At 39.1% G+C, this 3305-nt stretch carries 8 protein-coding genes; 7 read left to right on the top strand and 1 reads right to left on the bottom strand.

Going from position 1 to position 3305, the window contains the following annotated elements:
* Positions 1-91: 91 nt before the first annotated feature.
* The 7 genes from ACTQ50_RS19310 (at position 92) to ACTQ50_RS19280 (ending at position 3043) form a co-directional block, all read left to right on the top strand.
* Complete coding sequence (locus ACTQ50_RS19310) at positions 92-310, top strand: hypothetical protein (RefSeq protein ID WP_441485520.1); 219 nt, start codon at positions 92-94, stop codon at positions 308-310.
* The gene (locus tag ACTQ50_RS19305; protein ID WP_441485519.1) at positions 303-1091 is read left to right on the top strand and encodes an ABC transporter permease subunit; all 789 of its coding nucleotides are present in this window, start codon (positions 303-305) and stop codon (positions 1089-1091) included. The genes ACTQ50_RS19310 and ACTQ50_RS19305 overlap by 8 nt, the downstream gene beginning before the upstream one ends.
* 88 nt (positions 1092-1179) lie before the next feature.
* Complete coding sequence (locus tag ACTQ50_RS19300) at positions 1180-1677, top strand: hypothetical protein (protein ID WP_441485518.1); 498 nt, start codon at positions 1180-1182, stop codon at positions 1675-1677.
* A gap of 29 nt (positions 1678-1706) precedes the next feature.
* Entirely contained in the window at positions 1707-1964 is a 258-nt protein-coding gene (locus ACTQ50_RS19295) for a hypothetical protein (RefSeq protein WP_441485517.1), read from the top strand.
* 17 nt (positions 1965-1981) lie between these two features.
* A complete protein-coding gene (locus tag ACTQ50_RS19290; protein ID WP_441485516.1) occupies positions 1982-2293 on the top strand; it encodes a winged helix-turn-helix domain-containing protein in 312 nt (103 codons plus the stop codon).
* Entirely contained in the window at positions 2290-2667 is a 378-nt protein-coding gene (locus ACTQ50_RS19285; protein WP_441485521.1) for a tyrosine-type recombinase/integrase, read from the top strand. The genes ACTQ50_RS19290 and ACTQ50_RS19285 overlap by 4 nt, the downstream gene beginning before the upstream one ends.
* On the top strand, positions 2645-3043 hold the full coding sequence (locus ACTQ50_RS19280; RefSeq protein ID WP_441485515.1) for a hypothetical protein: 399 nt from the start codon (positions 2645-2647) through the stop codon (positions 3041-3043). The genes ACTQ50_RS19285 and ACTQ50_RS19280 overlap by 23 nt, the downstream gene beginning before the upstream one ends.
* 54 nt (positions 3044-3097) lie before the next feature.
* On the opposite strand, the gene ACTQ50_RS19275 is transcribed toward ACTQ50_RS19280, so the two are convergent.
* Positions 3098-3305 (bottom strand): hypothetical protein (locus ACTQ50_RS19275; RefSeq protein WP_441485514.1); only part of this gene is annotated, 208 nt, incomplete at its 5' end.

The following is a 3305-nucleotide window of genomic DNA, read 5'->3' as shown; positions in this document are numbered from 1 at the left end:
AATGGTCCGAATAGTAAAGTAACATAGAAGATGTATATAAACTCCACTCCATGAGAGAATTATCTCATGAAAAAAGGAAACTGTCTAAACGGTGGGTTATTCATCGCATACGATATATCAGGAAATTGGAGATCACATCTATGATATTGATGTAGCCTCAGAGCATGACATCCCGCTGATTGTAAAAAGAATCGTAGAGGCTGGTGGTGATGTGCATCATGTATCAAAAGAACAGCTTTCGTTGGAGAAAATCTATTTTTCTCTGATTGACCGGGAACATGCAGAAACGGAGCGTGAAAAATATGAATAACGGACGATTCGCCTTAATAAAGAAAGATATTCGTGGTATTACATCAAATAAGCAGATATTCGCGGTTCTTCTTATCGTGCCGCTTGTGCTTACCATTGTTCTGCCGTCGATTTTTGTACTTGTACTGACGCAGGCTCCAGATGCTGCTTCGGATTTTCAGAAACTGCTGGATATGATGCCCGTTACAGATGGGGAGTATAGTCAGCAGCAGAGGGTATTGGGACTTATATTGAATAACATTATGCCGTCCTTTTTTCTGATTGTTCCCATCATGGCATCCTCTGTTATGGCAGCAAGCTCCTTTGTGGGAGAAAAAGAAAAGCATACCTTAGAAACATTGCTTTATTCGCCGCTGTCCCTGCGACAGCTGTTCCAATCCAAAATACTGGCTGGATTTTCTGTTGGGATGATGGTTTCCTATATCTCGTTTGCTGCCATGCTGTTGGTTGTAGAGGTGGAAGTCTTCTTTCTGACCGGCAATCTGATTATCCCAGGTATAAGCTGGCTGATCATTATGCTTCTGATTGCTCCGACATTCTCGCTCGTTGCGATTGCTGTGACAGTGCGTAGTTCTGCAAAGGCTAAGACCATCGAAGAAGCACAGCAGCGGGCTGTATTTCTGATTTTCCCAATCCTCGCACTGGTTATTGGACAATTTACTGGCATCCTTTTGATCAATTCGTGGCTTCTTTTGGGATTGGGTGCCGTCTTGGTAGTGCTTGATGTACTGCTTATGAGGAACGCTGCTGGCAACTTCACTTACGAAAAACTGCTGAAATAAAGACACCGTATGAAAGCAGTTTATGATATCTATGATATAAAAAATGTTTATTTTTAAACAAAAAACAAAATATTATGAGGATTTTAAGATGATGAAAAAAAGAACATTATTATTGATTGTTATGGTTACAATGGTTGGAACTTTATGTGCTTGCGAAAAACAGAGTACAGGAATAGTGAAAATGACAGGTGGTAAGGAACAGACTGCAGGTGAGAAAGAAAAGGTATCTGATCAAAATGCTGACCAAACAGTTGAAAACAATGATGTAGCGCAACTTCCGAAAAATGAAGAGAATGTGGTAGAAATGCAACCAATTGAAAATGCGGATGTAAATGCAACAGATGATGAAATTCAGGTGGATTATTTGGAGAAAACTGAAGAAGAGAATTCAGAATCCAGTTCAGAGAATGAAGATTATCCAGGAGAGGATGTAGTTGAAATTGTAAATCTGAAGGGAGAAACTACGACTGTTTATAAGTTGGCTGATGGAAGATACATGGATCGTATAGAAAGAATATTTATATTTGATGGTGTGGATACATGGACTGATACGAATGGTGCAGAGTGGAATCAGGCGGTGAACTGAGAAAAAAATAGGGTGGAGAAGTAAAGTGAATGTTAAAACGATACAGAATGTATTACAGAGAAACTATTGGAAAAATAGAAATATACCTGCTTTGCCAGAAATATCATATGTCAGGTTGCGTTCAATATGAACCGACTAACGAAATGATGGTAGAACTGTATGGGGAAGAAAGAAAAATTGATAATTTCATGCCTGTTTTAGAAAAATATTTTGATCGCAAACCATGTAAAGTGATAGAAATGAATGGGGAACCAGATTATGGTGTTGGTGATTTTAGAATTGGATAGGAACATAATGCAAGTATATGTTGGAAGGAAGTGAAAACATCGGAAAAATATTATTGATATCTTTTAATGATAATGAAGAAGAAATAATAGAGTCGGTTCTTGCTGCTTTGGGAACAGGACGAAATATATATTGTGATGAAAATAATATAAAGCCATTGAAGATACATTATGGAGATATGGTTATTTTGTTGGATAAAAGAGAATTATTTCGAAAGCAGGAAAAAATAGATTTATCTTTTACAGAGTTTGAAATTTTGCATTTATTAATGCGAAGTCCTGGAAGAGTGTTTAGTAAAGAACAAATAAACGAAAAAAAGAAAACCGGCTGATCCTGGAAGCTAATCCCGATACAACAGAATTTCAAGATTATGTTTGCCTTGGCGCCACTGCAAGAATAAAATCCACCTCTACCCCTGGTACAGCACTTAGGGACATCACAAGGGCGGCCCTTCTGCCAGATATTAGTATGACTAATCTCCGCCATATGTCTGCATATATACTAGCAGAAATGGGAGTGGACATCGAAAACATTTCCCATATCCTTGGACACACAAAACTCAGTTCCACCATCGCATTCTACTGCGATTTTCCTGATGAAAATTCTGAAATCGAAACAGCATTAAACAACACCCTGAATCCGGTCCTTGGGATCTGGGAGAGTCTGGGAAAGGAGGTATCCCATGCCCAAAGGAAAGAGCATTGAAAAACCAGCTGTGAAAGATACTTTCTTTTTAGGAAGCGTTGTCTCCTGTCTTCCCGGAGGAAGCATAAGTTTTATAAAGTCCCGTAAGAGATATAGTTTCCGTTTTGAACTTATTTTCCAGTCGGGAGTCTCAAAATCGATCCAGCGCGGTAGCTTTCCCACCCGGAAAGAAGCCCAGCTTGCCAGAGATGAGGCACTCATACAGATCTGCCGGAAGCAGTTTGTCCCATATTCCTATACCGTAAAAGAATTTTATGATTACTGGCTTTGGTATTATATGTGGAACGAAAAAGATATTTCTTATAATATTTACATGACATACCGGAACATCATATTAAATTACATCGATCCTGCACTCGGACAATTGACAGTGTGAAATAATCTCTGTAAATCCAGATTTTCTATGATAATTGAGTGGGCTTGAGAGCGGTTATCCGCTTACAAGCCCTTGATTATTTTTATCAAAAACAAGATGGTATGTCAAGGGCACCCGGCTGTGCCGGGTGTGCATTTTACCCTTGATATAGGTATATGGTAAATAACTGGTCCTCCCCAAAAAGATATGCCAGCCCAAAGGCTGGCATGGAGCTTTACCTTGATTTAGTTTTTCGACAGTGATCCGGCAGTTCTTCAGACCA

The sequence above is a fragment of the Blautia sp. Sow4_E7 genome (genome assembly GCF_052116245.1).
GTDB lineage: Bacteria > Bacillota > Clostridia > Lachnospirales > Lachnospiraceae > Blautia_A.
The sequence above is the reverse complement of the archived record's forward strand: the minus strand, read 5'-3'. Positions and strand labels throughout refer to the sequence as shown.

Bases quoted from the DNA above. Each gene is read 5' to 3' on its own strand.
- ACTQ50_RS19305 (WP_441485519.1), top strand. From the start codon at position 303: ATGAATAACGGACGATTCGCCTTAATAAAGAAAGATATTCGTGGTATT.
- ACTQ50_RS19300 (WP_441485518.1), top strand. From the start codon at position 1,180: ATGATGAAAAAAAGAACATTATTATTGATTGTTATGGTTACAATGGTT.
- ACTQ50_RS19295 (WP_441485517.1), top strand. From the start codon at position 1,707: ATGTTAAAACGATACAGAATGTATTACAGAGAAACTATTGGAAAAATA.
- ACTQ50_RS19290 (WP_441485516.1), top strand. From the start codon at position 1,982: ATGTTGGAAGGAAGTGAAAACATCGGAAAAATATTATTGATATCTTTT.
- ACTQ50_RS19280 (WP_441485515.1), top strand. From the start codon at position 2,645: ATGCCCAAAGGAAAGAGCATTGAAAAACCAGCTGTGAAAGATACTTTC.